At 60.6% G+C, this 25,930-nt stretch carries 27 protein-coding genes; 19 read left to right on the top strand and 8 right to left on the bottom strand.

Going from position 1 to position 25,930, the window contains the following annotated elements:
* Positions 1 to 6: 6 nt before the first annotated feature.
* The 8 genes from merA to BCL93_RS11420 all read right to left on the bottom strand — a co-directional run bounded on the left by merA (position 7) and on the right by BCL93_RS11420 (position 5,446).
* Complete coding sequence (merA, locus tag BCL93_RS11450; protein WP_425339119.1) at positions 7 to 1,320, bottom strand: mercury(II) reductase; 1,314 nt, start codon at positions 1,318 to 1,320, stop codon at positions 7 to 9.
* Between the two features lie 85 nt (positions 1,321 to 1,405).
* A complete protein-coding gene (locus tag BCL93_RS17495; RefSeq protein WP_258396420.1) occupies positions 1,406 to 1,531 on the bottom strand; it encodes a mercury resistance system transport protein MerF in 126 nt (41 codons plus the stop codon).
* Positions 1,532 to 1,663: 132 nt separating this feature from the next.
* Positions 1,664 to 1,960: a mercury resistance system periplasmic binding protein MerP gene (gene merP / locus BCL93_RS11440; protein WP_112055405.1), complete on the bottom strand. Its 297-nt coding sequence runs from the start codon at positions 1,958 to 1,960 to the stop codon at positions 1,664 to 1,666.
* A gap of 12 nt (positions 1,961 to 1,972) precedes the next feature.
* Entirely contained in the window at positions 1,973 to 2,074 is a 102-nt protein-coding gene (locus tag BCL93_RS11435; RefSeq protein ID WP_205742482.1) for a mercuric transporter MerT family protein, read from the bottom strand.
* Positions 2,075 to 2,093: 19 nt separating this feature from the next.
* Positions 2,094 to 2,642 (bottom strand): ribonuclease H family protein, encoded by a 549-nt coding sequence (locus tag BCL93_RS11430; RefSeq protein WP_181463087.1) that lies wholly within the window; start codon positions 2,640 to 2,642, stop codon positions 2,094 to 2,096.
* Positions 2,602 to 2,736 carry a viroplasmin family protein gene (locus BCL93_RS17270; protein WP_181463086.1) on the bottom strand — a complete coding sequence of 45 codons (135 nt, stop codon included), beginning with the start codon at positions 2,734 to 2,736 and terminating at the stop codon, positions 2,602 to 2,604. The genes BCL93_RS11430 and BCL93_RS17270 overlap by 41 nt, the downstream gene beginning before the upstream one ends.
* 268 nt (positions 2,737 to 3,004) lie before the next feature.
* Positions 3,005 to 4,204, bottom strand: coding sequence for a tyrosine-type recombinase/integrase (locus BCL93_RS11425; RefSeq protein WP_112055403.1), 1,200 nt, complete (start codon positions 4,202 to 4,204; stop codon positions 3,005 to 3,007).
* 339 nt (positions 4,205 to 4,543) lie between these two features.
* Positions 4,544 to 5,446, bottom strand: coding sequence for a LysR family transcriptional regulator (locus BCL93_RS11420; RefSeq protein ID WP_112055402.1), 903 nt, complete (start codon positions 5,444 to 5,446; stop codon positions 4,544 to 4,546).
* 105 nt (positions 5,447 to 5,551) lie between these two features.
* Between BCL93_RS11420 and BCL93_RS11415 the strand changes: the two genes are divergently transcribed.
* The 19 genes from BCL93_RS11415 (at position 5,552) to BCL93_RS11325 (ending at position 25,923) form a co-directional block, all read left to right on the top strand.
* Positions 5,552 to 6,673: a muconate/chloromuconate family cycloisomerase gene (locus tag BCL93_RS11415; RefSeq protein WP_112055401.1), complete on the top strand. Its 1,122-nt coding sequence runs from the start codon at positions 5,552 to 5,554 to the stop codon at positions 6,671 to 6,673.
* A gap of 13 nt (positions 6,674 to 6,686) precedes the next feature.
* On the top strand, positions 6,687 to 6,977 hold the full coding sequence (gene catC, locus BCL93_RS11410) for a muconolactone Delta-isomerase (RefSeq protein ID WP_112055400.1): 291 nt from the start codon (positions 6,687 to 6,689) through the stop codon (positions 6,975 to 6,977).
* A gap of 68 nt (positions 6,978 to 7,045) precedes the next feature.
* On the top strand, positions 7,046 to 8,020 hold the full coding sequence (gene catA, locus BCL93_RS11405; RefSeq protein ID WP_112055399.1) for a catechol 1,2-dioxygenase: 975 nt from the start codon (positions 7,046 to 7,048) through the stop codon (positions 8,018 to 8,020).
* Positions 8,021 to 8,151: 131 nt separating this feature from the next.
* Complete coding sequence (locus tag BCL93_RS11400) at positions 8,152 to 9,531, top strand: Rieske 2Fe-2S domain-containing protein (protein WP_112055398.1); 1,380 nt, start codon at positions 8,152 to 8,154, stop codon at positions 9,529 to 9,531.
* 32 nt (positions 9,532 to 9,563) lie between these two features.
* Positions 9,564 to 10,052 (top strand): benzoate 1,2-dioxygenase small subunit, encoded by a 489-nt coding sequence (gene benB / locus BCL93_RS11395; protein ID WP_112055397.1) that lies wholly within the window; start codon positions 9,564 to 9,566, stop codon positions 10,050 to 10,052.
* 38 nt (positions 10,053 to 10,090) lie between these two features.
* A complete protein-coding gene (benC, locus tag BCL93_RS11390) occupies positions 10,091 to 11,134 on the top strand; it encodes a benzoate 1,2-dioxygenase electron transfer component BenC (RefSeq protein WP_112055396.1) in 1,044 nt (347 codons plus the stop codon).
* The gene (gene benD, locus BCL93_RS11385) at positions 11,131 to 11,946 is read left to right on the top strand and encodes a benzoate diol dehydrogenase BenD (RefSeq protein ID WP_112055395.1); all 816 of its coding nucleotides are present in this window, start codon (positions 11,131 to 11,133) and stop codon (positions 11,944 to 11,946) included. The genes benC and benD overlap by 4 nt, the downstream gene beginning before the upstream one ends.
* A 77-nt stretch (positions 11,947 to 12,023) precedes the next feature.
* The gene (locus BCL93_RS11380) at positions 12,024 to 13,283 is read left to right on the top strand and encodes a benzoate/H(+) symporter BenE family transporter (protein ID WP_112055394.1); all 1,260 of its coding nucleotides are present in this window, start codon (positions 12,024 to 12,026) and stop codon (positions 13,281 to 13,283) included.
* Positions 13,284 to 13,419: 136 nt separating this feature from the next.
* Positions 13,420 to 14,616, top strand: coding sequence for a benzoate/H(+) symporter BenE family transporter (locus BCL93_RS11375; protein WP_112055393.1), 1,197 nt, complete (start codon positions 13,420 to 13,422; stop codon positions 14,614 to 14,616).
* A 986-nt stretch (positions 14,617 to 15,602) separates the two neighbouring features.
* Positions 15,603 to 16,541, top strand: coding sequence for a sugar ABC transporter substrate-binding protein (locus tag BCL93_RS11370; protein ID WP_112055392.1), 939 nt, complete (start codon positions 15,603 to 15,605; stop codon positions 16,539 to 16,541).
* 198 nt (positions 16,542 to 16,739) lie between these two features.
* Positions 16,740 to 17,750, top strand: a complete 1,011-nt coding sequence (locus BCL93_RS11365) for an ABC transporter permease (protein WP_258396427.1) — start codon at positions 16,740 to 16,742, stop codon at positions 17,748 to 17,750.
* 13 nt (positions 17,751 to 17,763) lie between these two features.
* On the top strand, positions 17,764 to 18,726 hold the full coding sequence (locus BCL93_RS11360) for an ABC transporter permease (RefSeq protein WP_112055390.1): 963 nt from the start codon (positions 17,764 to 17,766) through the stop codon (positions 18,724 to 18,726).
* A complete protein-coding gene (locus tag BCL93_RS11355; RefSeq protein ID WP_112055389.1) occupies positions 18,626 to 20,161 on the top strand; it encodes a sugar ABC transporter ATP-binding protein in 1,536 nt (511 codons plus the stop codon). The genes BCL93_RS11360 and BCL93_RS11355 overlap by 101 nt, the downstream gene beginning before the upstream one ends.
* A 40-nt stretch (positions 20,162 to 20,201) precedes the next feature.
* Positions 20,202 to 21,281 carry a maleylacetate reductase gene (locus BCL93_RS11350; RefSeq protein ID WP_112055388.1) on the top strand — a complete coding sequence of 360 codons (1,080 nt, stop codon included), beginning with the start codon at positions 20,202 to 20,204 and terminating at the stop codon, positions 21,279 to 21,281.
* Positions 21,278 to 22,645 carry an amidohydrolase family protein gene (locus BCL93_RS11345; RefSeq protein ID WP_112055387.1) on the top strand — a complete coding sequence of 456 codons (1,368 nt, stop codon included), beginning with the start codon at positions 21,278 to 21,280 and terminating at the stop codon, positions 22,643 to 22,645. Before BCL93_RS11350 ends, BCL93_RS11345 begins: the two co-directional genes overlap by 4 nt.
* Positions 22,642 to 23,562: an NAD(P)-dependent oxidoreductase gene (locus BCL93_RS11340; protein WP_112055386.1), complete on the top strand. Its 921-nt coding sequence runs from the start codon at positions 22,642 to 22,644 to the stop codon at positions 23,560 to 23,562. The genes BCL93_RS11345 and BCL93_RS11340 overlap by 4 nt, the downstream gene beginning before the upstream one ends.
* Positions 23,563 to 23,566: 4 nt before the next feature.
* The gene (locus BCL93_RS11335) at positions 23,567 to 24,427 is read left to right on the top strand and encodes an intradiol ring-cleavage dioxygenase (RefSeq protein ID WP_112055385.1); all 861 of its coding nucleotides are present in this window, start codon (positions 23,567 to 23,569) and stop codon (positions 24,425 to 24,427) included.
* A gap of 45 nt (positions 24,428 to 24,472) precedes the next feature.
* Entirely contained in the window at positions 24,473 to 25,063 is a 591-nt protein-coding gene (locus BCL93_RS11330; protein WP_112055384.1) for a malonic semialdehyde reductase, read from the top strand.
* Between the two features lie 122 nt (positions 25,064 to 25,185).
* Positions 25,186 to 25,923: a sulfite exporter TauE/SafE family protein gene (locus tag BCL93_RS11325; RefSeq protein WP_112055383.1), complete on the top strand. Its 738-nt coding sequence runs from the start codon at positions 25,186 to 25,188 to the stop codon at positions 25,921 to 25,923.
* Positions 25,924 to 25,930 lie beyond the last annotated feature (7 nt).

Raw genomic sequence — 25,930 nt, 5'->3', positions numbered from 1 at the left:
TATCGTTCACCCGGCACAGCAGGACAACTGCGTCACATCCTTGGTGAAAGTCTGGGCACAGAGCTTGAGCCCTTCCACCATGGTCAGGTAGGGAAATAGCTCATTGGCGATGTCGTGTAAGGTCATGCGTGCGCGTAGCGCCATCACCGCCGTCTGGATCAGCTCACCGGCTTCCCCCGCCACCGCCTGCACCCCCAGCAACCGGCCCGAGTCGCGTTCGGCCACCAGCTTGATGAAACCACCGGTGTCGAAATTCACCAGCGCACGCGCCACGTTTTCCAGGTCCAGCTCGCGGGTATCGACGCTGAAGCCTTGCTCGATGGCCTCGGCTTCCGTCAGGCCGACGGTGGCCACCTGGGGGTCGGTGAAGATCACTGCCGGCATGGCGCTCAGGTCCAGGGTGGCTTCGCCCCCGGTCATGTTGACGGCAGCCCGGCTGCCCCCGGCGGCGGCGACATAGACGAACTCCGGCTGATCGGTGCAGTCACCGGCGGCATAGAGCCCCGGCACCGTGGTGTGCAGATGCTCATCGACCAGAATCGCCCCACGTGCGGTTTCCACGCCGAGGCTCGCCAGGTTCAGGGCCTCGGTATTGGGTGTCCGTCCGGTGGCCACCAGCAGTTGATCCGCCCGCAAGGTGCCGGCGTTGGTGTCGACAATGAATTCATTGTCGGTGTAGTCCACGCGGCCCGCCTGGGTCTGCTTGAGGACCTCGATGCCCTCGCGGCGAAACGCCGCCTCCACCGCATCCCCTACCGCCGGGTCTTCCTGGGACAGCAGGCGGCTGCGGGCCAGCACGGTGACCTGGCTGCCCAGCCGAGCGAAGGCCTGGGCCAGTTCCAGGGCGACCACTGAGGCCCCGATCACGATCAGCCGCTTGGGAAGGGTATCCAGTGCCAGCGCGCCGGTGGAGGTCAGGTAGGGAGTGTCGGCCAAGCCCGGCACCGGCGGTGCTGCCGGTCGGGCGCCGGTGCCGATGAAGGCGCGATCGAAGCGGACGGTCTGCTCGCCGCCCTCATTCAGCGTGACCGTCAGGCTATGGGCATCGACGAACCGCGCCTCCCCCTTCAGGACCGTGATGGCCGGGTGGTCGCGGAGTATGCCTTCATACTTGGCATCGCGCAGTTCCTCGACACGCCGCTGTTGCTGCTCGAGCAGCTTGGCCCGATCTACCACCGGCGCTTGGCTGCTCAGGCCGGCATCGAAGGGGCTTTCCGTGCGCCAGTTGGCGATATGGGCCGCGCGAATCATGATCTTGGAAGGTACACAGCCGGTGTTGATGCAGGTACCGCCGAGGGTGCCGCGTTCTATCAGGGTGATGCGGGCGCCGCGTTAGGCGGCCTTCAGGACCGCCGCCATGGCGGCGCCGCCGCTGCCGATCACCGCGATGTGCGGGTTCTTGTCATCACTCATGAGGGGAATTCCTTGAATAGGTAGAGGCGTTGTTACAGCAGGCGTCGTATTGCTTCTTGCGCCATAGCGCATAGAGGGTCAGGCCGATGAAGAAGGCCAGGGCAGGAAGCAGTACCACGTCCAGGTAGCTGGTCAGTGCCGCCAGGCCAACGGTGCAGCAGGATCACCAGGATGGGCGTGAAGCAGCACAGCGCCAGCAGGACGGTGCCAATCACGCTTGCGCGCAGCAGGGGCTTGGGGTTCTTCATGGTCACTCCCGATCCGCTTCCGAGGGTGTCGGGGATGAGGGGGAGCCGGCGTTGGTGGTGGCTTCGGTCAATGCTTCGACGTGCGTTCGTGAATCGTCGAAGGTGACCACCGCCTCACGATCCGGGTAGCTCACATCGACGTGCGAGACACCGTCCACTTTGTTGAGGGCGGCCTTGACGGTGATCGGGCAGGCGGCGCAGGTCATGCCCGGCACCGACAACGTCACGGTCTGCGGGGCGGCCCAAGCCGACGTGGCGAGCGTCGCGGAAAGCGCAATGCAGGCAGCGAGTCGTTTCATGGCGATCTCCTCTTAGTAGAACAGGGGCAGGAGGTAAGGAAACAGCAGCGCGATCAGCACCAAGGCAGCGACGATCCAGAAGATGGCTTTATACGTCGTGCGAACCTTTGGCATCGCGCAGGTTTCGCCTGGCTTACAAGCGGTGGTAGGCCTGTTGGTCGGCCCCGTACATTGCCATCCTGTCGGCTAGTTCGTTGCCTTCAACTCCTGCGTCCCCTTTGACGTGGGCGATGGTCAGCGACGATTTGAGGCTTTCGTACAGCGCATGCGTGGGCTGGATGATCTCCGGGTTCTTTATCGCCTCTCCATTGACTTTCTTCCAGCCGCGCTTCCGCCATTCGCCGGCCCACTTCGTGATGGCGTTGGTGGTGTACATGGAGTCGCAGTGGATCCGCACGGACGATCCCTGCGCAATTTCCTCCTTGGCCATATGTAGAGCTTGGAAAAAGGCGTTTAACTCGGCTGTATTGTTGGTCCCCTTGGGGTTGTAGAGGCCATACCAGAGCTGGTCGAGGGTGCCCTTGCGGTAGATGGCCATGCCCGAGCCGGCATCACCAAGATTGGGGTCACAAGCACCATCGCAGTAGATTTCCGTGTCGAAGGTCTCTCCCGGGTGAGTATGATCGTCCTTTTTTGACGCCTTATTCCGCCGAGATGTGCGGCCCGAAGGGGCCGAGGCCACGCTGCCAGATGTCGTCGCCTTCTTGTGTGGTGAAGATCCCGGTCTGCCGGCCGACCCAAACGACATAGAATTTGGGGGCTTTCTTTGCTGTCATGCGGCGCTCCGTGGCGGTGATGTTCTGATGCAGGAATAGAAGAGCCCGCCCCTTACAAGCCGGGCTCGGTCAGTCAACATAGTTTCCTAAAGCTCTCTGGGCGATTCGAAGTGTCTTGAATGCAGCTCGTCAGCGTAGCGCTCGATGAAGTGTGCTACCTGTTGTAACGCTTTGATAACAAGAAATACTGCTGTAGGGCCTGCAGGCTGCCTTGCCACAGCAAAACATGCGCCATGCCCGAGTGTTCAGTACTTCAAGAGTGTCCTTACTAGCTCTGCGGTAGGATGAAATCGGCCCAATTCTGCATCATGGCCCGTCGCTTATTGAAGAGGTCTCCACGGCGATAGGCCGCTTCCACCTTGTTCTCGATGGTGTGGGCCAGCGCCATTTCTGCGACGTCACGAGGATAACTGGTGACTTCGCCGGTCCAATCGCGAAAGCTCGAGCGGAAGCCGTGGGGCACGTAGTCGCCCCGTTCGCCACCCTGACCATAGCCGATGCCTCGCATCAGCTGCAGCATGGCCATATTGGAGAGAGGGCGTCCGTAGCGCGCTCCGGGGAAGACATAGGAGTTGCCCTTCACTCGCGGTAGCTGGGCCAGCAGCTCCACCGCTTGCCGTGACAGCGGCACACGGTGTTCGCGGCGTGCCTTCATTCTGTCGGCTGGGATCGTCCAGGTTTGATTGTTGAGGTCGAGCTCCAGCCAATCAGCGCGCAGGACCTCTGAAGTGCGCGTAGCTGTCAGGATCAGGAACTGCAGGGCCCTGGAGGAAACGCTGGTATAGCCCTGAAGCTCGGCCATGAAGGCGGCAACATCATCATAGGGCATAGCCGGATGGTGGCTTACCTGCTTGACCCTAGATGGTTTGGCCAGCAGCTTGTCGAGGTGCCCACGCCAGCGGGCCGGGTTCACAGGATCTCGGTAGTTGTGCGCCGCGGCGTAGTCGAGGACGTTCTCAATCCGGCCTTGCACGCGCTTGGCCGTTTCGGTCTTGCTGGTCCAGGTCGGTGACAGGATTTTCAGGACGTCTTGGGTGGTGACCTCATCGACAGGCTTGTTTCCGATGACCGGTCGAGCGTAGGCCTTCAACGTGCTGACCCATTGCCGCGCGTGCTTGGCGTTCCGCCAGCTGCGGCGGTGGGACATGATGTAGCGGGCGGCACAGCTGGTGAAGGTGGGCGTGGCCTCGTCTACTTGCTCTTCTTCTACCTTGGCCTCAAGGGGATCAAGGCCTTCCTTGATGAGGCTACGGTTCTTGCCGGCACGAGCTCGCGCTTCAGCAAGGCTGACGTCCGAATAGCTACCAAGGCCCATGTCGCGAAGTTTGCCATTGCGCCGGAACCGATAGATCCAGCTTGCTCCCCCTTTCTTGCCGATCTTGAGGTACAGGCCCTCACCATCGTTGGTCAACCCGGGCTTGGCCTCCCTGACCAGTTTCTGCACTCCACGTGTGGTGAGCTTGCCCATGGCCGCCTCCTCGTTGTCGAAGGATTAGCGTACCATACCCTAGCCCATACTCCGGCCCATACTTTGACTCTGGAAATGTCGGTACGGCTTTGGATCTTGCTGGACAGAGATTAAAAAAAATAAAGCTAAAACAATGAGTAATTATATTTTATTGGATGTTTCTGAAGCCTAATCAAGCGGACTGTCCCTCCGCCACCGCATCAAGCAAATCAGCCACCTACGGGTGGCTTTTTTGTATCTATACGTTAGAAAAGCCCGATATGGGCCGATCTGTATAACGATCGGGAACATATTAGGTTATGCAGGAACCTTTGAACCGGTGTAGGAGGTAGGCCAAAGTCAGGGATAGCGCCCACTCCGACGGTTCTCGACCAGCACGGCGAGGATAGCGTTGGCGGCCTGCATGATCTCATTTGGCTTTTCCCCCCGGCGCCGGCTGCAGAGGATGGGAATTGTGATGTGCTTCTCGGCCAGATAGACGTAGTTGATACCGTCGCGCTGAAGCCTGCGAACCTGTTCGGGGACCAGGGTGATGCCCAGGTCCGAGGCCACGAGCCCCAGCGCTGTCTGCATCTCATTGGCTTCTTGCGCGACTCTTACCCGCAGTCCACGGCGGCGGAACATGCCGAGTACGCTGTCCGCCATGCTTGGACGCGGCGTGGCTGGAAACAGGATCAGTGGGTATTCGGCCAGCTGCGCCATGGTCGGCTTAGTGCCTTCGAGAGGGTGGCCGTTAGGCAGTGCCGCCATCATCGGCTCTTCGAACAATACCTCCTGCTCTATATCGGGGTCGTCGATGCGCAACCGGCCGAATCCCAAATCGATACGCCCCGCCTTCAATGCCTGGATCTGCTGCACGGTGGTCAGTTCCGCCAGCGTCAGCTCTAGATCCTCCTTTTGTCGTAGCCCGCGCACCAGCAGCGGAAGCTGGCCATAGAACACCGACGGAACGAAGCCGATGCCGAACAGCTGGTGCTTGTTGCGGGCGATACGCCTGGTGCCAGCGACCGTGGTGTCGACTTTCTCCAGTATCTGCAGGGTATGCTCATGAAAGAACTGACCCGCGGGGGTGAGGGTCAGACCTCGGGAACTTCGCTCGAACAGTCGAGTGCCGATTTCTTCTTCTAACTGATTGATCTGGCGAGTTAAAGGGGGCTGAGCCATGTTCAGTCTGGCGGCCGCTCGGGTCATGTTCAGCTCTTCGGCCGCTACGCAGAAGTACCGCAGGTGGCGCAACTCCATGATACCTCCAGGGTATGGAAAGGCACTTAAACAATATTGGTTCCGTCTGCAGGCTGCAATCAAACTGCCATGCAATTACCAGATTCCTGGAACTCGGAGCCATCTATGCCCCCCGTGATCAACTCAATCGAGACGTTGCTGGTCGACCTGCCGACCATCCGCCCGCACAAGCTCTCCATGACGACGATGGCCTGCCAGACCCTGGTCATCGTGCGGATGCATCACAGCGATGATATCGAGGGTATCGGTGAGGGCACCACCATCGGCGGCCTGGCCTATGGCCCCGAGAGTCCCGAGAGCATCAAGACCAACATCGATACCTACCTGGCGCCACTGCTGGTCGGCCAGCCCTCGGGCAACATCCATGCGCTACGTGCACGGCTGAATCGGCATGCCCGCGGCAACGCCATCGCCAAATCGGCACTGGAAACTGCACTGCTTGACGCTCAAGGCAAGCGCCTCGGCCTATCGGTGGCTGAGTTGCTGGGTGGTGCTCGCCAGTTACATCTGCCGGTGCTCTGGACCCTGGCCAGCGGCGACACCCAGAAGGACATCGACGAGGCCCTGCTGCGTCTCGAGCAGCGTCGCCATTGCGACTTCAAGTTGAAGATCGGTGCCAACTCGGTGGATCAGGATGTGCGCCATGTGGCGGCTATAAAGGAAGCCCTGGGGGACAGGGCAAGCATCAGGGTCGATATCAATCAGGCCTGGGACGAGCCCACTGCCGTGCGCGGCATTCAGGCACTTCAGAATGCCGGTATCGATTTGATCGAGCAGGCTATTCCCGCCCGCGAGCATGCCGGCCTGGTCCGGCTGTCACAGCGCTTCAATGTACCGATGCTGGCGGACGAGGCCGTTCAGGATGCCCGCGATGGGCTCGATCTGGTGACTGGCGGATTCAGCGGCGCCTTTGCCCTGAAGATCGCTAAGTCCGGCGGGCTCTTCGGGGTGCTGGAGTTGTCCCATGTGGCAAAGGCCGCCGGCATCGGCCTCTACGGCGGCACCATGCTGGAAGGCTCCATCGGCACCGCAGCGTCCCTGCATGCCTGGGCGACCCAGGACGAAATGGCCTGGGGTACCGAGATGTTTGGCCCGCTGCTGCTTAAGGACGACATTGTCGTCGAGCCTCTCCACTACCACGAGTTTGGGGTCGATCTCCCGAAAGGACCTGGACTCGGCGTCACCTTGGATGAAGACAAGCTCGCACACTACGCACGCAAGAACTGAAAAGGAGAACGTCATGCTGTTTCAGGTGGAAATGACCGTCAAGCTGCCGCCGTCCATGCCGGCCGAGCAGGTCGCCGAGATCAAGGCAACCGAGAAGGCTTACTCCCAAGAGCTGCAGCGCGCAGGCAAGTGGCGCCATCTGTGGCGCGTGGCTGGCAGCTACTCGAATGTCAGCATCTTCGATGTCGAAGACAACGCCGAACTGCAGGAGCTGGTCAGTAACCTGCCGCTCTTCCCCTACATGGAAATCAGCGTCAAGCCCCTGTGCCGCCACCCGTCCTCTATCCGCGAGGATGATGCCTGAAACGCGGATAACGCACGCCAGCGTCCGCGAGCGGAATGGAAAACCATAACAAACGAGGATAATCGACCATGACCGTTAAGATTTTTGACACCCCCGAGGTTCAAGACTTCCTGACCACCGTCGCCGGCTTCGACCAGAGCGGCGGCAACGAACGTACCAAGCAGATCATGCATCGGCTGCTCTCGGACCTGTTTCGCCTGATCGATGACTTCGATGTCAGCGAGGAGGAGTACTGGTCCGCCGTCAACCTGCTCAACGCCTTGGGCAGCCAGACTCAGTTCGGCCTTCTGTCGCCGGGCCTGGGCTTCGACCACTATCTGGATATGCGCCAGGACGCAATCGATGCCGAGGCCAAGCGCACCGGCGGCACGCCGCGTACTATCGAGGGCCCACTCTATGTGGCAGGCGCCCCGCAGGCCGAAGGCTTCGCGCGGATGGACGATGGTCAGGATACGGATGGCGAGACCATGTGGCTGACCGGTCAGGTGCGTGATGTCGAGGGCAACCCGGTGGCTGGCGCCAAGGTCGAGATATGGCACGCCAACTCCAAAGGTGGCTACTCCTTCTTCGACGAGACTCAGAGCGAATACAACCTGCGTCGCACCATCCTTACCGACAGCGAGGGCCGCTACACGGCTCGCAGCATCATTCCCTCCGGTTACGGCGTGCCGGAAGGTGCTCCCACCGATGTGGTGCTGAAGGCTCTGGGCCGGCACGGCGAGCGTCCGGCGCATATCCATTACTTCGTCTCTGCGCCGGGGCATCAGCACCTGACGACCCAGATCAATCTGGCCGGCGATCCCTATACCTTCGATGACTTCGCCTTTGCTACCCGCGAGGAACTGGTGGTTCCTGCCCGCCGCAGCGAAGACGCCGCCGAGATTGCCAGCCGTCAGCTAGACGGCCCCTTCGCTGAAGTGGTGTTCGACGTCGAACTGGCCAAGACCGACGCCCCCGAGCTGCAGGTTCGCCACAAGCGTCCGCGGGCCAAGGAAGACGAGCAGGACCAGGCGAGCCAACTGGCGGGTACCGCCAGGGTCTGATCGCCCGGCTGACGACACCTTTCCCTATCTGCATCGAACGTGCCCGTGCTGCCGACCCTGTCGACGGCACGGCCGGGGCCCCTGCGCTCCAATAACGTCAATAACATGATCGCCAAGCGAGGATCACCGTCATGACTACCCAGCTTGATCGTCTCGAACAACGCGTCCGCGGCGCCGTCGTCGACGACGCTGACAACGGCGTCTTTCGCTGCCACCGCAGCATGTTCACCGACCCGACCTTCTTCGACCTGGAGATGAAGCACATCTTCGAGGGTAATTGGCTGTTCTTGGCCCATGAGAGCCAGATTGCCGAGCCGGGTGACTACTTCACCGTGACCATGGGCCGTCAGCCGGTGGTGATCACCCGCGACAAGGCCGGTGAGCTGCATGGCCTGATCAATGCTTGTGCCCACCGTGGCGCCACCCTTTGCCGGCGAAAGCGGGGCAACAAGGGCACCTTCACCTGCCCGTTCCACGGCTGGACCTTCAAGAACGACGGCAAACTGCTCAAGGCCAAGAACGAGAAGAACGGCGCTTACCCGGAGGGATTCAAGCAGGAGGGCTCTCACGACCTCAAGCACTTGCCGCGCTTCGAGAACTACAAGGGCTTCCTGTTCGGCAGCCTGAGTGCCGATGTCATGCCGCTTGAGGACTATCTCGGGGAAACCCGCAAGGTGATCGATAATATCGTCGATCAGGCGCCGGAAGGCCTCGAGATTCTGCGCGGTACCTCGTCGTACACCTACAACGGAAACTGGAAGCTGCAGGCCGAGAACGGGGCCGACGGTTACCACGTGAGTTCGGTGCACTGGAACTATGCCTCGACCATGGAGCGGCGCAACTACGACGCCGGCGGCACCAAGGCAGTGGACGCCGACGGTTGGTCGAAGAGCCAGGGCGGCTTCTACTCCTATGAGAACGGCCACATGATGCTGTGGACCCGGTTGATCAACCCCGAGGTGCGCCCGGTCTACAGTCGCAAGGATGAGGTCGCGGCTGAGCTGGGTGAGGCTCGGGCCGACTCCATCGTCAACCAGACCCGTAACCTCTGTCTCTACCCTAACGTTTACCTGATGGATCAGTTCTCCACTCAGATCCGCGTGCTGCGTCCGCTCTCCGTGGACAAGACCGAGGTCACCATTTACTGCTTCGCGCCCAAGGGTGAGCCCGCGGAGAGCCGCCGGGTGCGCATCCGCCAATACGAGGACTTCTTCAACGTCTCTGGCATGGGTACACCGGACGACCTTGAGGAGTTCCGTGCCTGCCAGGACGGCTATCACGGGTCGCTGGCCGAGTGGAGCGATCTTTCTCGCGGCGCCAAGCAGTGGATCACTGGGGCCGATGAGAATGCCCAAGCAATTGATATGAAGCCGCTGCTCAGCGGGGCCTCCCCGGAAGACGAGGGCCTCTACGTGCTGCATCACCAGCACTGGGTCGAGGAAATGCTGCGCGCCATCGACAAGGAACGCAGCCGGTTTATTCCGACAGAGCCCGCCGCCCAGCCCGTATAAGGCCTGCACGAATCGAGAAGGGGAGAACAGACATGAGCATCAGCTATCACGACATCCAGGCGTTCCTATACCGCGAAGCGCGCCTGCTCGACGACCGCCAGTGGGACGCTTGGCTCGAGTGCTACCACCAGGACGCCGAGTTCTGGATGCCGGCCTGGGATGATGACGATCAGTTGACCCGGGACCCGCAAGCCGAGATTTCACTAATCTATTACCCGAACCGAGAGGGGCTAGAGGACCGGGTCTATCGGATCAAGACCGAGCGTAGCGGGGCGAGCACTCCCGAGCCCCGCACTACCCATCAAGTCACCAATCTCGAGGTGCTCAAGGAGCATGGCGACACGGTGGAGTTGCGCTTCAACTGGCACACCTTGAGCCACCGCTACAAGAAGACCGACAGCTACTTCGGCAGTGCCTTCTACACCTTGGATGTGTCGGGGGAGGCGCCGCTGATCACCCGAAAAGTCGTGCAACTCAACAACGACTACATCCATCAGGTCATCGACGTTTATCACGTCTGAACGGGTCACGCAGACCCGGTGTGGGAGGAGATTCGACCATGAGCTACACCATTGCACTCAACTTCGAAGACGGCGTCACCCGCTTCATCGGCTGCAAGGCAGGGGAGACGGTCCTCGATGCGGCTTATCGCCAGAAGGTCAACCTGCCTATGGACTGCTCCGACGGCGTATGTGGCACCTGCAAGGGCCACTGCGAGCAGGGCGAGTTCGACATGGGGGACGAGTACCTCGATGACGCGCTCTCTGACGAGGAGGCCGCCGAAGGCCAGGTGCTGACCTGCCAAATGGTGCCATCTTCGGACTGCGTCATACAGGTGCCGGTGGCCTCCAGTCTATGCAAGACCCAGGTTGGCAAGATCGACGGGACTCTGGCCGTGGTCGAGCAACTCTCCGAGGACAGCATTGAGCTGGCTGTGGACCTAGACGAAGGGGCCGAGCTGGCCTTCCTACCCGGCCAGTACATCCACATCGACGTGCCGGGCAGCGATCAGCACCGCTCCTATTCCTTCAGTTCTAAGCCAGGAGAACAGCGCGCCACCTTCCTGATCCGCAATATCCCCAATGGCCTGATGAGCGGCTACCTGACCCAGCTGGCCAAGGTCGGCGATCGCCTCTCTCTCACCGGGCCGCTGGGCAGCTTTTACCTTCGCGAGATCACCCGCCCGGTGCTGATGCTGGCGGGCGGAACGGGCCTCGCGCCCTTCCTCTCCATGCTTGAGCAGCTGGCTCAGAAACAGGAAGAAGAGCAGGGCAGCGGCCAGCCGATGCACCTGATCTACGGCGTCAACAAGGATCATCACTTGGTCAAGGTCGATGCCCTGGACGTCTTCGCCGAGAGGCTGCCGACCTTCACCTACTCCACCGTGGTAGTGGATGAGGCCAGCAAGCATCCGCGCAAGGGCTATGTCACCCATCACATGGACGACGAGGTGCTGCACGGCGGTGATATCGACGTATACCTGTGTGGGCCGCCCCCGATGGTCGATGCTGTACTCAAGCACTTCGACAAGGAGGGCATCGTGCCGCAGAGCTTCCACTACGAGAAGTTCACTCCCAATCAGGCACCGGGAGAGGTGTCATGAGCGCGCAACGCTTCGACGGCTCACGTTTCCAGGGCTCACGTTTCCAAGACAAGGTCATGGTGATCACCGGCGCCGCCCAGGGGATCGGGCGGCGAGTGGCCGAGCGGGCCGGCGCGGAGGGAGCTCGCCTGGCCCTGGTAGATCGTTCAGAGCTGGTGGAAGAGGTCGTGGACAGCCTGCGTGCTCAGGGCGTGGAGGCGATCAGTGTGTTGGCCGACCTGGAGACCTGGGCCGGGGCCTCTGACGTCATGGCCAAGACAGCCGAGCATTTCGGCCGTATCGATATCCTGATCAACAACGTAGGCGGGGCCATCAACTTCAAGCCATTCATCGAGTTCAGCGAAAGCGAGATAGCCGCCGAAGTCCAGCGCTCGCTGATGCCGACGCTGTGGTGCTGTCGAGCCGTGTTGCCGATCCTGGTTGAGCAGGGGGGTGGCGTGATCGTCAATGTCTCGTCAGTGGCGGTCCGAGGCATCCATCGAATTCCCTATTCGGCGGCGAAGGGAGGCGTCAATGCGCTGACCGAGTCTCTGGCCTTCGAGTACGCCGAGCACGGTATTCGCGTGGCAGCCGCCGGCATCGGCGGGACCGAGGCGCCGCCGCGCAAGATTTCCCGCGGCACCCCGGAGCCTGGTAACGAGAAGGAACGGGCCTGGTTTCAGGCGCATATCGACCAGACCAAGCAGAGCTGCCTGATGAAGCGCTACGGCACGCTCGACGAGATGGCCGCACCGATTCTGTTCTTGGCCTCGGACGAGGCGAGCTACATCACCGGCAGCGTACTGCCGGTCGGCGGTGGCGATCAGGGCTGAGCCCTGGACCTCTAGGCATCCGAGGTCTGCCGCAGCCACCAAAAAACGACAACGACAATAATCCCCTGGAGCACACCATGAAACATCTCGAGAGAGGCGTCGGCCTAGCGTCGGCGCCGCGGGACTTCCTGCGCGACCTGAATGCCGACAACCTGAGCGCCGGCGTGGTCGCCGGTATTTTCGGTCTCAGTGCAGGCATCATTCATATCAGTGCCGGTACCGCCGCCGGGCTACCCAAGGATTTCACCCTGCTATGGGTAATCAGCTACCTCTTCATCAACGGCCTGTTCGGGCTGCTGCTTCCGGCCTACTATCGGCTGCCCCTGCCGATGGCCAACTCCATTCCCGGAGCCCTGCTGTTCGCCGCCATCATTCCCGTGGTGGGTCTCAATGAGGCCCTGGGGGCGACGCTGATGGCGGGGGCCATTTCGGTGGTGGTTGCCTTGGCCGGCTGGATGAGCCTGGTGATGCGACTCATCCCTATGCCCATTGTCATGGGGATGGTGGCTGGGGTGCTGCTCAAGTTTGGCACCAACATGGTGATGCCACTGCAGAGTGCGTTGATACCAGCGCTGGTGATGATTCTGGCCTTTTTCTTCTCGGCGCGCTTCCTGCGTCGAGTTCCTCCTCTGGTGGTGACGCTGGCGGTGGGCGTTATCTATATGGCCTTCTCCGGTGCCGACTTCTCGAGTGTGGAGTTTTCGTTCCGCATGCCCGAGTTCATCGCGCCGGCATTCTCCATGGACGCCTTTTTGGCCTACGGCCTGCCGCTGGCGTTGATCCTGGTGGGCATGGAGACGCCTGCCGGCGTGGGGTTGGTCAAGGGGATGGGCTTTAAGGAGGTGCCGGCCAATGCCATCACCTTCGTCGGAGGCATTGGCACCATGGTGTCTGCCTTTTTCAATCTCCACAGCACCTGCATCGCCGCGCCGATGACCGGAATCTGCTCATCCCCTGAGGCAGGAAACCACGACAAGCGCTGGGTGGCGGCGGTGATCGTCGGCATCATCTTTGTGATTGCCGCACCCTTCTATGGCTTCGTGTTCAGCTTGATCGAAGCGATGCCGAGCTATTTCATCGCCATCATTGCCGGCTTGGCCCTGCTGAGGGTGATCAGCTCGGCGATGCACATCACCTTCTCCGGCAAGCATGAGGTAGGGGCGATGTTCTCCTTCCTGATCGCCGTGTCGGGCCTGCAGATCTTTGGCATCGGCGCTTCGTTCTGGGCGCTAATCCTGGGTGCGCTGATCTCGATGCTGGTGGAGTTCCACGACTTCGACTTCTCTCAGGAACGCGAGGCCCTTCGCAAGCGCTTCCCAGCTAAGAGAGTGGGCTGACCGATAGTGCCGGCGTCTGGACGTCGGCGCTTTTCATGGCGCTTCTTCCTTGGCCCGCGGTTGCTTGGCAGCGCGGGCATTCTTTGCTGTGCGTTGCGCGAAGGGCGCATCGCTACTCGTTGCGAGGATTCTTGTGATGCTCAAGGACTGGTCGATACCCGCCGTCACCGCCGGTTTTGTGGCGGTGCTGGTGTCTTACTCCGGGCCACTGGTGATCTTCTTTCAGGCCGCCCAGAGCGCCGAGATCTCGAGTGCCATGATGACTTCCTGGGTCTGGGCGATCTCGCTTGGCGCTGCCGTCTCGGGCATTCTGCTTAGCTTGTGGCTCAAGGTCCCGGTGGTCACCGCCTGGTCGGCGCCTGGCACGGCGTTGCTGGTCACGCTGTTTCCCGACCTGTCGTTAGGCGAGGCGGTGGGCGCCTACCTGGTGGCGGCAGCGGCGATCTTCGTGATCGGCGTGACCGGCTCCTTCGATCGCATCATTCGGCTGATCCCGCCAGGCATCGCCAGCGCCATGATGGCGGGCATCCTGTTCCAGTTCGGCGTCGGGGTCTTCGTGTCGTTGGAGTCGGTACCGGCCCTGACCATCGGCATGATTCTCGCGTACCTGGTCTTCAAGCGGTTAAGTCCGCGCTACAGCCTGGTGCTGCTGCTGGTGGTTGGCGTTATCCTGGCGGTGATGCTTGAAGATGCCAGCCTCAGGGGCGTGACGCTGCGCTTAGCCGACCCGCAGTTCATTCACCCAGAGTGGAGCTGGAATGCCACCCTTAGCCTGGCCATCCCGCTGGTGCTGGTCAGCCTGACCGGGCAGTTCCTGCCGGGCATGGCGATCATGCGAAGCTCCGGCTATAACACCTCGGCCAAGCCGATCGTCACGGTGACCAGCTTGACCTCCTTCGGCACCGCCTTCTTTGGCGGTATCACCACCGTGATCGCGGCCATCACCGCGGCTATTTGCACCAGCAAGGAGGCCCACGAGGACCCAGACAAGCGCTATGTGGCCGGGGTCGCCAATGGGATCTTCTACTTGATCGGTGGCACCTTTGCCGGGACCATCGTGGCGCTGTTCACCTCGCTGCCGGGTGAGTTCGTCGCGGTGCTAGCGGGGTTGGCGCTGATCGGAGCCATCACCAGCAACATCAGTGCCTTCGCCGCCCATAAGGATCACCTGGAGGCCTCGGTGATCACCTTCATTGCCACGGCGTCCGGCATGAGCTTCCTGGGGTTGGGGTCGGCCTTCTGGGGGGTGGTAGTGGGCGCCCTGGCCTACAACGTCCTGCACCGGCGCTTCGCTCGGTGCGAGTCGACGCAAGTTTCCGACAGCGCGAGATAAGCGTCCCGACCGAGCCGGAGGTTCGCCTGGGCCTCACGGCTTGGCGAAAATCTGGCGGATCAGCTCGCGCAGCCAATGGTTGCCGGTATCCTAGTGGCAGCGCCGTTGTCATAAGAAATTGATCAATGCCTCTTGGAGGTCGACCGGGTAAGGACGTTAGACGAGAGTGAATTTGTCCCGGTTGGCCTCGGCCAGCTTGTTGGTGATCGTGACCACCAGGTCGGTTGCACTGACGATGAGGGGGCGGCGACGAAGTGTGGCACCTCGAACTGTACCGGTGTGGCGACCCCGCTTTGGGCGAGCAGCTCCTCGGCCTGACATGCCCATTGCCTCTGACAATCGCTATGGCAGGCTGGGCGGCCTCATCTCGCTGCTTTTCGAGACCAAGGACCTCGAGTTCATCTGCTGGGCCGCCTGGGGCGGGCCTCTTCTTAATCCTGTGACCTGAAACCTTGTGGTGCTTCATGGCCCGCGACTGCTAGGCAGCGCGGGCTATTTTCATCTGGCGGCGTGCGGGGTGATGCCCAGGCATGTGGCATGGGGCCTTAACGTGATGCGTTGCCGCTGCACGGGGATGCCAGCAAGCGATCGGCTTCCTTGCTTCGGATGTTCAGTATGATCAGATTGGGGTTGGTTACCAGCGGCATGCTGGCGATCATGATTGGAAGCGGTGGTTAAAGTTGTTTAAATTTTCTAGTTCTTTTTTATCACCGAAGGCGACGGTCATCTTTGATCAGAGATGATACTTTTCGAGCATATACCATGGTCTACGTATGGATTCGTTGTCTTAAGCATGCCTGTCAATATAGTTCATTATTATCAATGGTTTATGTTTTATTTCCGGGCTGGTGATAAAAAAGTCCAGATTGGATATTTCTTCATGTTGGTCACGTTGCCCGTATGCAAAATTGGTAGCTAAGATGTTGTGGACAGTTGGGTCGCCAGCCCGGGTTTTAATTATTAAGACAACAAGAAAGGTTATTGTCATGTTTAAAAAGAAAGTTCTCAGCGTAGTGGTGGCTGTAATCTTTTCAGGAGCTGTATATGCGGAAGATGCAGTAAGAATTGGTATTACACAGAATAACGTCGGAGTGGACAGTTATCAGACTACCTATGAAAAGGCATTCGAAGAAGCGGCCGCGGCAAATGATAGCGTCGATGTTGTCGTCCTTGATGCCGGCGGCGATGTGGCGCGACAGATCGGTCAGGTTCGTAACCTGATCCAGCAGCAAGTCGATGCCATTATCATTTGGCCAACTAATGGCCAGGCGGTGATCCCTGCCATTAGACAAGCCTACAACGCGGGCATCCCGGTGGTGGTGACCAACTCCAAGATCGCCGAGGCCGGCCTCGAATACATCGCCGCCTTCTCGGGACCCGATAACGTCCAACAGGGAGCCTCCTCCGCTGAGATGATGTGTGAAGCCTTGGGTGGCAAGGGACAGATCGTTCAGATTGCCGGGCAGCCCGGCTACACCACTGCCATGGAGCGGTCTCAAGGTTTTGAGGACCGGTTGGCAGAGGCCTGTCCCGACGTCGAAATCCTGGAGACCCAGCCCGCGGACTGGAACCGCGAAAAAGCCCAGCGGGTCATGGAGAATTTCCTCACCAAGTATGACGTCATTGATGGTGTCTATGCCGGCGACGATAACATGGGGGTTGGTGCTCTGAACGCAGCCAAGAGTGCCGGCAGAGCAGGGGATATCGCCTTCATCGGTGCCACCAACTTCGCCGTGGGTTACGAGGCCATCGAGCGAGGCGAGTACTACGGCTCCATTTACCAGTCTCCGGTTGATGATGCCGAAGCGGCTCTTCAGACGGCACTCGATGTATTGGCAGGTAAAGAGGTTCCGAAGATGAACTTCTTCGAGACTCCCAAAATCACGGCCGACAATCTGGCCGAGTTCGACAAGCCGGTGTTCTAAAGGCTCCCGCCGAGATGCATGAGGTCTGAGGACCTCATGCACCGTAGCGCTTAGCCAAAGAAAGTCCGTTGGTCATGAAGGATGGCTCTGCAGTGCTCTGCTCTTTCTCCGCTATAGAAGCAGTACTTGGAAAGCCAACCCACTGAACGGACAACCGGTGACCTTAGGAACAAGGTTGCGCCCATATAGGTGAGTGACATGGCTTCTGCAGAACACACTAAGCAAGGCTTCATGCTCAGCAAGAAACACAAGGCAGGTCTCCTGAACTTCCTATCCGCTCAGGGAATTCTAGTGTTCTTCTTGATTTGCATGTTTGCATTCTCGTTGACTTCCGAACAGTTTCTTTCTCAGTCAAACATCATGACCGTGGTCCGGCAGGCGTCGATCATCGGTATCATCGCAGTTGGTGTCACCGTGGTGATTATCGGCGGCAACCTCGACCTATCGGTGGGATCGATGCTGTCGTTCTCCACCGTCCTGGTGGTGGATCTTCATGACAAGATCGGTCCGATCGGCGCCATTCTGATGATGTTCGCGCTGACCCTGATGCTCGGGGCCTTGAATGGTTTCCTGGTGGGGTTCATGCGGCTCAATTCGCTCATCGTGACTCTGGCGATGCTATCGGCGATCCAAGGCCTGGTGCTGATCTACAGCGGTGGTCAGAACGTCGACATCGCCAATCAGAGCGAGACATGGTTCGGCGTGTTTGGGCAGGGTTACCTGCTGGGTATTGCCGTACCGATCATCATCTTTTCCGTGCTGGCCATCATCGTCCAAGTCGTTATGTCCTTCACCGGCTTCGGCCGGCGCATCTTCGCCATTGGTGGCAATCCCATGGCAGCCGTCTATTCCGGTATTCGCAAAAACTGGTGTGTGTTCAGCACCTACCTGATCTCGGCCTTTTGTGTTGCCTGCGCCGCCCTGGTGCTCGGGTCGCGTGTAATGGGCTCCCAGAACAACGTGGGGCAGGGCTACGAGTTGCTCGTGCTGGCCGGGATTATCCTCGGCGGCACCAGCCTGCTGGGTGGTGCCGGCAGTATCTGGAAGACGGTAATCGGGGTGCTGATACTTGGCTTCATCCAGAACGGCCTGCTGCTGATGGGCTACCCCTACTACACCCAGTGGCTCGTGACCTGGGTCATCATCATCCTCGCGGTATGGCTGGACCTTGCCAATAAGCGCAAGCGTCTGCTGACCCGCCACTCCTGACAGGGTGAATACCATGATTGATATGAAGCGTTTCATGAGCGGCAGCTCGTTCATCCAGCCGATTTGGGTCTTCGTCGTCGCCATCACCATCTTTTTCAGCGTCATGTCCGACTATTTCCTGTCGGTGGGCAACCTGGCAAACATCCTCGTCCAGACCTCCACCATCGGGCTGATCGCCCTGGGCATGACCTACGTGATGATCAACGGCAACATTGATCTCTCCGTGGGGGCCACCCTGGGGTTGGCGGCGTCACTTTCGGTGGGGCTGCAGGACTACGGTCTGACCGTGGCGGTGCTGGCCGCCATTGCCACAGGCGTGGCGTTGGGGGCCCTCAATGGTCTGCTCGTCTGGAAGACGGGCGTCAACGCCTTCATCGTAACCCTCGGCGCGATGATCGGGGTGCGACGGCTGATCTTTGTCTATACCGAGGAACAGTCCTTCTACGCCAGCAACTTCGCCTTTTCTGACTTCGGGGCCAGCACCATCGGCCCCATCCCCGTGCTGGCCATCATCTTCCTGCTTTGCACCCTGGTGATGCACCTGGTGCTCCGGAAGACTGGCCATGGCCGCAACACCTTCGCCGTGGGGGGCAATCCCGAGGCGGCCCTGGATGCCGGCATCCGGATCGGCCGCAACATGATGATCAACTTTATGATTGTCGGCTTCTTCGCTGCTCTGGCCGGGGTCCTGCTGGCCACTCAGATGGGGGCTTCGACGCCCAACCTTGGCCGGGACTACGAGCTCTGGACCATCACAGCTGTTGTGCTCGGCGGCACCAAGCTGACCGGCGGTTACGGCAGCATTACGGGCACCCTGGGGGGCGTGCTGGCCATCGGCGTCTTGCGCAACTGTGACACACACCTCAGGGGCGCTTGTGCGGGAAGAAGCTCCCATCCTCTCGCTGGTGGACATCACCAAGAAGTTTCCAGGGGTGATCGCGCTCAACAAGGTCAGCTTCGATGTTCGGGCCGGTGAGGTCCATGCATTGCTTGGTGAAAACGGTGCGGGAAAGTCCACGCTGATGAAAGTGCTGGCCGGCAAGCACAAACCCAATGGTGGCCAGATCCTGCTCGAGGGGGAAGAGAAGGTCTTCGATAATCCCAAGCGCGCCAAGAAGAGCGGCATCGTGCTGATTCATCAGGAGCAGTCGCTGGTGCCGGAGATGTCGGTGGCCGAAAACATTTTCCTGGGAAGTCTGCCCAAGAAGTGGGGCAACTTGGTCGATTGGAAGACCCTGCATCGGGAGAGCACGGAAATCCTCAACCGTCTGAAGTGCTCCTTCAGCTCGAAGGACTTGGTGAGTGATCTCTCTATCGCCAAGAAGCAGATGGTCGAAATCGCACGAGCCCTTGTGTTCACACCCAAAGTAGTGGTCTTCGATGAGCCGACGGCGTCGCTTACCGACCACGAAAAGCCCGTGCTCTACGACATCATCAATACCCTGCGAGAGCAGGGAGTAGGCATCGTCTACATCTCCCACCGCATGGACGAGATCTTCCATCTTTCGCAGCGTATCTCGGTGCTTAGGGATGGTGAGTACAACGGCACAGTGAACACTGCTGATACCAACGAGGACGAGGTCACAAAGCTGATGATCGGCCGCAGCCTCGAACTGGATCATGACAGCAAGCCGAAGGAGTTCGGCAAGAACATGCTCGAGTTGCGAGGCCTTACGGTCGACGGAGTGTTCAAGGACGTCAGCTTCAATGTCCGCAAGGGCGAGATTGTCGGCATGTACGGCCTGGTCGGGGCCGGGCGCTCGGAGGTGGCGGAAACCATCTTTGGCCTACGCAAGCCCTCGGGTGGCGAGATCCTGCTCGATGGCCAGGTCGCTCAACTGCGGTCTTCCCATGCTGCAGTCACCCAGGGGATCGCGCTCGTCCCGGAGGATCGCAAAGACCAGGGGTTGATCCTCGGGATGAACTGTCGCGACAACATGACCCTTGCGGGCCTGGAGAGTGTTTCCACGAAAGGGTTCATGAAGGCCGCCGCAGAGAAGCAGGTCTACGACAAGTATCAGCAGGCGATGAAGATCAAGACTCCCAGCTGGCGACAGAAGGTCGGCAACCTCAGCGGCGGCAACCAGCAGAAGATCGTCATCGGCAAGTGGCTCCACACCCACCCCAAATTGCTGATTCTCGATGAGCCGACCCGTGGCATCGATGTCGGTTCCAAGGCGGAGATCCATGCCCTCATCAAGGAACTGGCCAGAACTGGGTATGCGGTCCTGGTGATCTCCTCGGAGATGCCCGAAGTCCTGGGCGTCAGTAATCGCATCATCGCCATGTACGACGGCAAGGTGACCGCCGAATTCGACGGCGATGCGGTTTCCGAAGATTCGCTGGTGCAGGCCATCACCGGGCAGTACGTGACAAGTCCCGGTGCGCCGATCGATCAGCCAGCCGCCTGATGCCCGAGCCGTGGCTCATCCAATCAACAAGGACAAGATCATGATGCCGTTTATCTACAATGGCCTGCCTTCTCGGGTCATCTTCGGTCAGGGCACGCTGGCCCAGGTGGCGGAAGAGGTCCAGGCGCTGGGTTGCCACCGGGTGCTGGTACTTTCCACACCCCAGCAGGAAGGCCAGGCACGCCAGGTGCTGGAACAGCTCGGTGAGCTAGGGGCAGGCGTCTTCGCCGGGGCCCGCATGCACACCCCGGTGGAGACCACCGAGAAAGCAATGCAGGAGTTGGCCTCGTTTGGCGCCGATGGCGTCGTGGCCATCGGCGGCGGTTCCACCATCGGGCTTGGCAAGGCGATTGCCCTGCGCACCGATCTACCCCAGGTCGTCATTCCCACCACTTATGCCGGTTCCGAGATGACGCCGATCCTCGGTGAGACGAAGGACGGCCTCAAGACCACCCAACGGACCTTGAAGGTACTGCCCGAGACGGTCATCTACGACGTCGACCTGACGCTCGGGCTACCCGTGGGTATGTCGGGCACCAGCGGTATCAATGCCATCGCCCATGCCGTGGAAGCCCTCTATGCCAAGGATCGCAACCCGATCGTCTCGATGATGGCGGAGGAGGGCATAGCGGCCTTGGCACGCAGCCTGCCGACGATTGCCGGCACCCCCGACGACGCCACCGCGCGCTCCGATGCCCTCTATGGCGCCTGGCTGTGCGGCGCCTGTCTCGGCTCGGTGGGCATGTCACTGCATCACAAGCTCTGCCACACCCTGGGCGGCTCCTTTAATCTCCCGCATGCCGAGACCCACACCATTGTGCTGCCCCATGCCGTGGCCTACAACGCCGCAGCCGCCCCGGAAGCGATGGTGCGCATCGCCCGGGCGCTGGGCACAACGGATGCCGCTGCGGGGCTCTACGACTTGGCGCGATCCGTGGGGGCCCCCCTCGCCCTGCGGGACATTGGCCTGGAGGGGGGCGACATCGAACGTGCCACGCAGATTGCCACCGCTAACCCCTACTGGAATCCCCGTGAGATCGAGGCCAATGGCATCCATCGGCTGCTGGATGATGCCTATGCCGGTCGTCGCCCCGAAACCCTGGAGGCTACCGACGCATGAAGATATTGCTGACCAATGCCACCGTACTGACCCTTGATCCGGCCATCGGCGATCTGACCCAGGGCCAGGTCCTGGTGGAAAACGACCGCATTTTAGCCGTGGGGCACGATTTGTCCGCCGAGGATGCCGAGGTCGTCGACTGTCGCGGCGGCATCCTGATTCCGGGGCTGGTCAATGCCCATATGCATACCTGGCAGACGGCCCTGCGCGGCGTCGCCGCCAACTGGACGCTGCTCGAGTATTTCGGCCATGTGCACCGTGGCCTGGCGACACTGTTTACCCCAGATGACATCCATGTCGCAACGCGGTTGGGTGCGCTGAATCAGCTCAACTGCGGGGCCACCACCCTAGGAGACTGGTGTCACAACAACCCCACGCCTGAGCATACCGATGCCGCCGTCAGAGGGTTGCAGGAGTCGGGTATCCGCGCCGTCTTCTTTCACGGCTCGCCCAAGCCGGATCCCAAGCCCGGCCAGCCCCACTTCAGCGAGATTCCTCATCCCCGCAGTGAGGTGGAGCGGCTGCTGGCTGGGCCGCTGGGGGATCCGCAGGGGCGGGTGACCCTGGGCCTCGCGATCCTGGGGCCGCACTATTCGACCCTGGATGTCTCGCTGCACGACTTCGAACTCGCCAAGGAGTTCGGGCTGGTGGCCTCCATGCATCAGGGCGGCGGTGAGGCCGTGAGCCCCGGTGGCTGGGATGTTATCGAGGAGCGTGGACTGCTGGGGCCGGACATCAACATCGTGCACGGCCAGAGCCTGGATGATGGCCAACTGGCCCGCTTCTGCGAGCAGGGTGTGACCTTCTCCATTGCCCCTGAGAACGAGATGACCCAGGGACACGGCTTCCCGATCACTGGCCATGTTCGCCGCCATGGCGGCGTCGTGTCGCTGGGGGTGGATCTCGAATCGGTGATCTCTGGCGACATGTTCGCCGTGGCGCGTGCAGCACTGGGGATGCAGCGCTCGCTGGACAACGACGCCTCGCGCCGGGAACAGGGCAGCATCCCCGCCACTTCTACCGTGCGCACCCGCGAGGCATTGGAGTGGATCACCCTCCACGGCGCGCGGGCTCTGGGCCTCGATGACCGCATCGGCAGTCTCACCCCCGGCAAGCAAGCCGACATCGTGCTGCTGGACAGCAACCTGCTCAACATGCAGCCGGTTAGCGACCCGGTGTCCAGCGTCGTCATGCAGGCGAGTCTCGCCAATGTCGACAGCGTCATGGTCGCGGGGGAATTTCACAAGCGACACGGCCGGTTGGTGGCCGATGTCGAGGACGGTCTGCGTGAACTTGAGGCGTCCGGCCATCGCATCTACGCCGAACTGCAGGCACGGCAACAACACGAGGAGACAGCCCAATGACAACCACACACAAGGTGGCCTGGGTGGGCCTGGGCAAGCTCGGTCTGCCCATGGCGGCCCGTATCGCTGCCGCAGGACATGAGGTTCATGGCTTCGACCTCAGCACCGAACGCATGGCGCTGGCCGAGCAGGCCGGCATCACACCTCATCCTGACCTGGCCAGCGCCATCGACGGCTGTTCCCTGGTGCTGGTCTCGATTCCCGATGACCGGGCTTTGCTGGGGCTTTGCCTCGAGGCTGGGGATCTGATCGGCAAGATGGCTCCGGGGGCCACGCTGATCGAGACCAGTACCGTGAGTATCGAGGCCTCCGCTAAGGTGGCGCGCGCTGCAGAAGCCCGCGGTATCGCCTATCTGCGCAGCCCGGTGTCGGGCAATCCGGTGGCGGCCGAAGCCGGCACCCTGTCGGCCATGGTCTCCGGTCCCCGCGAGGCGCTGGATGAGGCCGTTGTGGTGATGCAGAGCTTCACCAAGGCCCAGTACTGGCTGGGTGAGGAGGAGCAGGGTCGCTATGCCAAGTTGGCGATCAATCTGATGATCGCGGTCAGCGCCGGGATGCTGGGTGAGTCCTTGACCCTGGCCCGCAAGGGCAATATCGGCTGGGACGATATGCTCGAGCTGGTCGCCGATAGCGCCGTGGGCTCGCCGATGGTGCAGTACAAGGTGCCGCCTCTGAGTCAGCGAGACTTCACCTCTACCTTTTCGGCCGCCCAGATGGCCAAGGATCTCGACCTGATTCTCGGCTGTGCTCATAGCGCCGGCGTGCCGGTGCCTCTCGCTGCCCAGATGCGCGAGGCTTATACCTCCTTGATCGGCACGGGGTATGGCGAAGACGACTATATCGCCACGGTGCATCATACCGAGCGCCTCGCCGGACTGCCGGCCATCGAGCCCGCCGCTGACACAAGGAGAGGGTAATGCCATGCGCAACCTGAACGCAGATAACATCACAGAGGCGGTGATCGAGGAGTTCTCCGGCTGTCAGGATGAGCGATTGAAGACGATCCTGAATAGCCTGGTAACGCACCTGCACGCCTTTCTGCGTGAGGTGGAGCCCACGGAGAAGGAGTGGACCCAGGCCATCGACTTCCTGACCCGGACCGGCCAGATGTGCGACGACAAGCGCCAGGAGTTCATTCTGCTCTCCGATACCCTTGGAGTGACGATGCTGGTCGATGCCATCAACCACCAGACCTCGGACCCGATGGTCTCGGAAAGCACCGTGCTGGGGCCTTTCTATGTCGCTGACCCGCCCGAGGTCGCCCGAGGCGAATCCATCGACTGGAACGTCGAAGGCGAGCCCTTTTTCGTTGAGGGGCGGGTTCATGATGAGCGCGGCGAGCCACTGGCCAATGTTGTCATCGACGTTTGGCAGTCGGACAGCGAAGGCTTCTATGACGTCCAGAAAGAGCTCGAGAGTGCGTCACTGCGGGCCCGGTTTACCACCGACGATCAGGGGCAATATGCCTTCTGGACGGTAACGCCTTCTCCTTATCCCATCCCTACGGATGGCCCCGTCGGCAAGATGCTGGAGGTCACCGGTCGACATCCCTATCGGCCCGCCCATGTGCACTTCATGCTGATGGCAGGGGGGTTCGAGACCCTGGTCACTCAGGTGTTCGCCGAGAACGACCCCTACCTCAATTCTGATGCCGTTTTCGGCGTCAAGGATTCTCTGGTTACGGAGTATGAGCTGTTTCCGCCAGGCAAGGCACCGGATGGACGCTCGATGGACGTTCCCTTCCGCCATCTGAAATATGATTTCGGCTTGAAGGCAAGCTGAGAGTGCGACACACAATAACCCACTGTTCTACCAGAGGTATGTCATATGACCGCCATTGACCAGAATGCTATCGAGACCCTGTTTACCGCTGCCCGGACACATAACGTCTGGCTGGATAAGGACGTGAGCGACGATAAGCTTCGCGAGCTCTATGAAGTGATGCACTTCGGCCCGACCTCGATGAATTGCCAGCCTCTTCGGATACTGTTCCTGAGAAGCCAGGAAGCCAAGGAAAGGCTCAAGCCGGCCCTGATGCCCGGAAACCAGGAAAAGACCATGAAGGCGCCAGTGGTGGCCTTGCTGGGCTACGACACGAAATTCTACGAGCATCTGCCGCGCATGTTTTCCCACAATAAGGATGCCAAGTCGCTGTTCGAGGGCAAGACCGATTTCATCAACACCACGGCCTTTCGCAACAGCTCCATTCAGGGGGGGTACTTCATCCTGGCCGCTCGCGCGCTGGGGCTGAATGCGGGGCCGATGTCCGGATTCAACAATGCGGCCGTGGATGAAGAGTTCTTCCCCGATGGCCAGGTGAAGAGCAACTTCCTCTGCAACCTGGGGTACGGCGATGCCTCTGCGCTCTTCCCGCGCCAGGATCGGTTTGAGTTCGATGAGGTTTGCCAGGTCCTCTGACAGGGCGGACAGGCTGCCATCTTGAAGCCTTAAGTGGCAGCCGAGCACAGCAAGTTCCTCCGATTTGGGCCGTGTTTGCACGGCCCTTTTTTCATTCCGTTCCGGTAAGCACGAGGCGTTAAATGGTGTATGACTGGCAATTCATTGCCCTGATGGTGGTGGCGGTGCTGATCACCGGCATCTCGAAGTCGGGGTTCGCTGGGGGCGTCGGGGTGGTGGCCGTGCCCCTGATCTCGCTGAAGGCGAGTCCGGCCTATGCCGTGGCCGTCATGCTGCCGCTGTTGATCGTCATGGATGTCTTCAGCCTGCGTGCCTGGTGGCGATACCGTGTCGGTTCGCTACTGTGGCTGATGTTCCCTCCAGCTGTGCTGGGCGTCGCCATCGGCTATCTGACCTATGGGCTCTTCGATGACGACCTGCTCAAGGTGCTGCTGGGAGTCTTCTCGATCCTGTTCGGCCTGTGGGGGTTGTTCAAGCCCTTCCGTGGTCGCGTGATGCCATCCTGGATAGGTGGGCTCTGCGGGGGGATCGCCGGTTTCACCAGCTTCATCGCCCATGCTGGTGGTCCGCCGCTGAACTTCTACCTGCTTCAGTCCAGGCTATCCAAGGAAGCGTTTCTGGGCACGGCCGTGGTCTTTCTGGCCGCTGCCAATCTCGTCAAGCTGGTGCCATACAGCTTGCTCGGTTTTCTCAACGTCGAGAATCTGACGCTGGCCCTGCTGATGATCCCCGTCGCCTGGCTGGGGGTACGACTGGGGCTTGTCATTCAGAAGCGTCTGAGTGGGGAGCTATTCTTCCGGATCATTCTCACGCTGCTTATCCTGCTGGGCATTCGGCTGATCGTCGATGGTGCAGGATGATGATTGC

The organism is Onishia taeanensis (genome assembly GCF_003268885.1).
GTDB classification, from domain to species: Bacteria; Pseudomonadota; Gammaproteobacteria; order Pseudomonadales; family Halomonadaceae; genus Onishia; species Onishia taeanensis_A.
This window is presented reverse-complemented; position numbering and strand designations above follow the sequence as displayed.